Origin of the sequence: Anaerotruncus sp. 1XD42-93, from assembly GCF_009917605.1 — a bacterium.
Taxonomy (GTDB): Bacteria; Bacillota; Clostridia; order Oscillospirales; family Ruminococcaceae; genus Anaerotruncus.
Window position 1 is genome coordinate 1 of the sequence record NZ_QZEG01000115.1, and the last position, 3,955, is coordinate 3,955.

At 59.5% G+C, this 3,955-nt stretch carries 3 protein-coding genes; all 3 read left to right on the forward strand.

Going from position 1 to position 3,955, the window contains the following annotated elements:
* Nucleotides 1-771: 771 nt before the first annotated feature.
* Genes cdd through D5269_RS17025 form a run of 3 tightly spaced genes read left to right on the forward strand, consistent with a single transcriptional unit; the run spans nucleotide 772 to nucleotide 3,595 of the window.
* Nucleotides 772-1,182 (forward strand): cytidine deaminase, encoded by a 411-nt coding sequence (cdd, locus tag D5269_RS17015; RefSeq protein ID WP_016316920.1) that lies wholly within the window; start codon nucleotides 772-774, stop codon nucleotides 1,180-1,182.
* Between the two features lie 19 nt (nucleotides 1,183-1,201).
* Nucleotides 1,202-2,524 carry a thymidine phosphorylase gene (locus tag D5269_RS17020; RefSeq protein ID WP_120484031.1) on the forward strand — a complete coding sequence of 441 codons (1,323 nt, stop codon included), beginning with the start codon at nucleotides 1,202-1,204 and terminating at the stop codon, nucleotides 2,522-2,524.
* Between the two features lie 18 nt (nucleotides 2,525-2,542).
* Entirely contained in the window at nucleotides 2,543-3,595 is a 1,053-nt protein-coding gene (locus tag D5269_RS17025) for an acyltransferase (RefSeq protein WP_120484032.1), read from the forward strand.
* The last annotated feature ends 360 nt before the right edge of the window (nucleotides 3,596-3,955 follow it).

Consider the following 3,955-nt stretch of genomic DNA (forward strand, 5'->3'; position numbering starts at 1 on the left):
AGGGGCAGTGAGGCAACGGAAGTTTGGGTTCCAGCCCAAACTTCCGGGGCGCAAGCGCCCTTCTTCGGGGGTCTTCTCGGGCTTTCAGCCCGAAGCGCGCTTCGCGCGACGCCCCCTCAGTTTGCCTTACGGGCGAGGGGTCGGCGACCCCTCCCCGCAGGCCCCACCCCGATGGGGCAAAGTGCGCTTTTTACCTGTTTTTTATCCAAAAGTTTCGTCCACCTTTTCAAAGGTGGCGGGGTCGAGGGGCAGTGAGGCAACGGAAGTTTGGGTTCCAGCCCAAACTTCCGGGGCGCAAGCGCCCTTCTTCGGGGGACTTCTCGGGCTTTCAGCCCGAAGCGCGCTTCGCGCGACGCCCCCTCAGTTTGCCTTACGGGCGAGGGGTCGGTGCCCCCTCCCCGTAGGCCCCACCCCGATGGGGCAAAGTGCGCTTTTTACCTGTTTTTTATCCAAAAGTTTCGTCCACCTTTTCAAAGGTGGCGGGGTCGAGGGGCGGAGCCCCCGACGCGCTCCGCACTGCGAGCCGCAGCGAAGCGTTTCGAGCGCAACCCGCCGAAGGCGGGCTCTTAGCGCGAGATGAGCGCGGAATACTTTATCCTGTGAAGCGCTTTTTTCGGGTGAATTGCCGCGAAGCGGCAAGAGGGGGCTTTTTGCAAGAGAAAAAGCCCCCTGCCTAAATAGGGTTCTAAGCGACAAAAGCGCCCTGCAGGGCATAACCCGGAAGGGTTCCTGAAAGATGGCCGGCAGTTCAAAAAAGAAGGAGGCAACCGAATGGATTATGCTGCATTGGTGCGGGAGGCATTTGCTGCGCGGGAAAATGCCTATGCGCCCTATTCTGATTTTCTGGTGGGAGCTGCTCTGCTCGCGGAAAACGGGAAGGTCTACCGCGGATGCAATGTTGAAAATGCGGCGTTTACCCCCGGCTCCTGTGCCGAGCGCACCGCGCTTTATGCCGCGGTCGCAGAGGGGGTGCGCCGGTTCCGGGCGATCGCGATTGTGGGAGCCAAACGGGAGGCAGGGACGTTTGCATTCTGTTTTCCCTGCGGGGTTTGCCGGCAGGCGCTCTCCGAGTTCTGCCAGCCCTCGTTTGAAGTGGTTGTTGCCAAAAGCGAAACCGACTATCAGGTTTACCGTCTGGACGTGCTGCTGCCCCACGGGTTCGGCGGGGACAGCCTGAACTGAATAAAAAGGGGGATTCATCATGCGTATGTACGACCTTATCCGGAAAAAACGGGATGGGCTTGCGCTTACCGGGCCGGAGATCGGGTTTTTTGTCGATGGCTATGTGCGGGGGGAAATCCCGGACTACCAGGTATCGGCGCTGCTGATGGCAGTTTGTCTGCGGGGGATGGATCAGCAGGAAACCGCCCTGCTGACCGGCTGTATGGCCCGTTCGGGGGAGATGGCCGATCTGTCATCGGTGCCGGGAATCAAGGTGGACAAACACAGCACCGGTGGCGTGGGGGATAAAACCACGCTGGTCTGTGCGCCGATTGCGGCGGCATGCGGCGTGCCGGTTGCCAAGATGAGCGGGCGCGGCCTGGGGCATACCGGCGGGACAGTGGATAAGCTCGAGTCGATCCCCGGGCTGCGTACCGCAGTCGGGCGGGAAGAATTCCTGCGGATGGTACGGGAAAACGGGATTGCACTGATCGGGCAGAGCGGGAATATTGCGCCTGCGGACAAAAAAATCTATGCCCTGCGGGATGTGACGGCAACGGTCGAAAGCCTGCCGCTGATCGCCTCGTCGATCATGAGCAAAAAACTCGCCGCCGGTTCGGACGCGATCCTGCTCGACGTCAAAACCGGCAGCGGGGCTTTCCTGAAAACGCTGGAAGGGTCGGTCGCGCTGGCGCAGGAGATGGTGGGAATCGGGGTGCGCAACGGGCGCAGGATGGCCGCGCTTGTCACCGATATGGACACCCCGCTTGGCCATGCAGTGGGCAACGCGCTCGAGGTGGCGGAGTCGGTCGCGGTCCTCAAGGGACACGGGCCTGCGGATCTGACCGAATTGTGCCTGCTGCTTGCCGCGGAGATGCTTGTCCTTGCCGGGAAAGGTTCGCTGGAAACCTGCCGCAAACTGGCCGGGGACGCGGTTTCCACCGGACGCGCATTTGAAAAGCTGCGTGTGATGGCGATGGCACAGGGCGGGGATGTCTCGGTGCTGGACGATCCCGGACGGTTCCCAAAGGCACCGGTGATACAGGAGGTGCGCGCTGCGCGGGATGGGTGGGTCACCCGTATCCAAACCGAGCAATGCGGGATTGCGTCGGTTGTGCTCGGCGCGGGAAGGGAGCGCAAGGAGGACCCGATCGACCCATCGGCAGGTCTGATGCTGATGAAAAAGGTGGGGGACCGGGTACAGCAAGGGGAGACGCTTGCGTGGATGCATACCGCGTGTCCGGAGAAGCTGCCCGAGGCGGAAGTGCTCCTGTCAGGCGCGTACGAGCTTGGGGAGGCACCGCCTCCGCCACATAAGCTGGTCTATGCGCGGATTACCGCCGACGGGGTGGAGCTGCTCTAGCAAGGAGGTTAGGGGACAGTGAGAAAACCCTTCGTTGACAACCTGCGCGGCATGGCGGTTCTGCTGCTGTTTCCGGTGCACACGTTTATGGTCTGGAACGACTTTGGATCAGGGTTTTATATCTGGGCGGGAGCGGACCGATACCTAAGCACCTGCATCGTCCTGATCAACCCATGGCTCATGCCGCTTCTTTTTGTTTTGGCGGGGATAAGCGCGCGTTATGCGCTGCAAACGCGGACGGTCAAGGCGTTTGTGGTGCAGAGAACCCGGAGGCTGCTGCTGCCGTTCATCGTTGGGACAGCGGTTCTGGCGCCGCTTCAGACCTGGTATGCGAGAAGGTACTTTGACCATTATGAAGGCGGCATTCGGGCGCACTGGAGCTGGTTTTTCACCCACCTCACCGACTTGAGCGGCTATGATGGCGCATTCACGCCGGGGCACCTTTGGTTTATCCTGTTTTTGTTCCTGATCTCGTTGGCTGCACTGCCGGTTTTACAGGCCATACCGTATGAAAAGTGCTCGGAATTCGCACAGAAAATCCCGGTGCCGGCAATCCTGCTCCTGTTCATCCCGGTCTGGCTGATGTATCATCTGGGCAATTTCAATGGGTTCAGCATCGGGAAGTATTTCACGCTGTACCTGATAGGCTACTATCTTTTGAGCAATGATACGGTGACAGAAAAGCTGGAACAGCATAAAAACCGGCTGATATGGCTGTGGGGGATCGGTACAGCCGTTTCAGCCGTATTGTACGGCCGGTTTTCCTATTACGGTGATGTATGGGTTAATCTGACCGGCTGGATTTCTGTCCTGGCCCTGCTGGTCCTGGGGAAAACGGTCTGGAACAGGCGTTCCGGATTCACAGTGTTCTCGGAAAAATGCTCCTACCAGATTTATCTGCTGCATCTGCCGATTCTGGTTGCGGCTGCATACCACGCGGCAGGACGGTTTCACAGCGTCATGGCGCAGGTGTTGGCGATCTGGATGGGAAGTTTGGTTTTGACAGTGTCCGCCTGTTTGCTGCTGAAACGCATCTTTGCTGTGGCAGCCAGCCGAAACCGGCGCGTATAGTCCGGGCCAGCCGGCATAAAACAACGGCTTGGGAACCTGTTCTGTATCTTAGAACCCGTATTCACAACCATTCGATACCGTCTGAGCGGGTCTTTTGCCGGCCTGCCGCGTTGAAAAATCTTGCAATACACAAAGTATTGTCTGCGTTTTTTCGCCTTGCAGGGCAGCAAAATCCCTCGCCCATCCGGCATCCTCTGATTATGAATACAGGTTCTTAGTTTGGGGAAAAAGCGGCACCCGGCCCGGAAGGGTGGGGCCTGCGGGGAGGGGTCGCTGACCCCTAGCCCGTAAGACAGCCCGCAGGGGCGTCGCGGCGTATGCCGCGCTTCGGGCTTGAAAGCCCGAGCAGCCCCGAGGAAG

Excerpts from the sequence above, each read along its gene's own strand:
- cdd (WP_016316920.1), top strand. The coding sequence starts at position 772 with ATGGATTATGCTGCATTGGTGCGGGAGGCATTTGCTGCGCGGGAAAAT.
- D5269_RS17020 (WP_120484031.1), top strand. The coding sequence starts at position 1,202 with ATGCGTATGTACGACCTTATCCGGAAAAAACGGGATGGGCTTGCGCTT.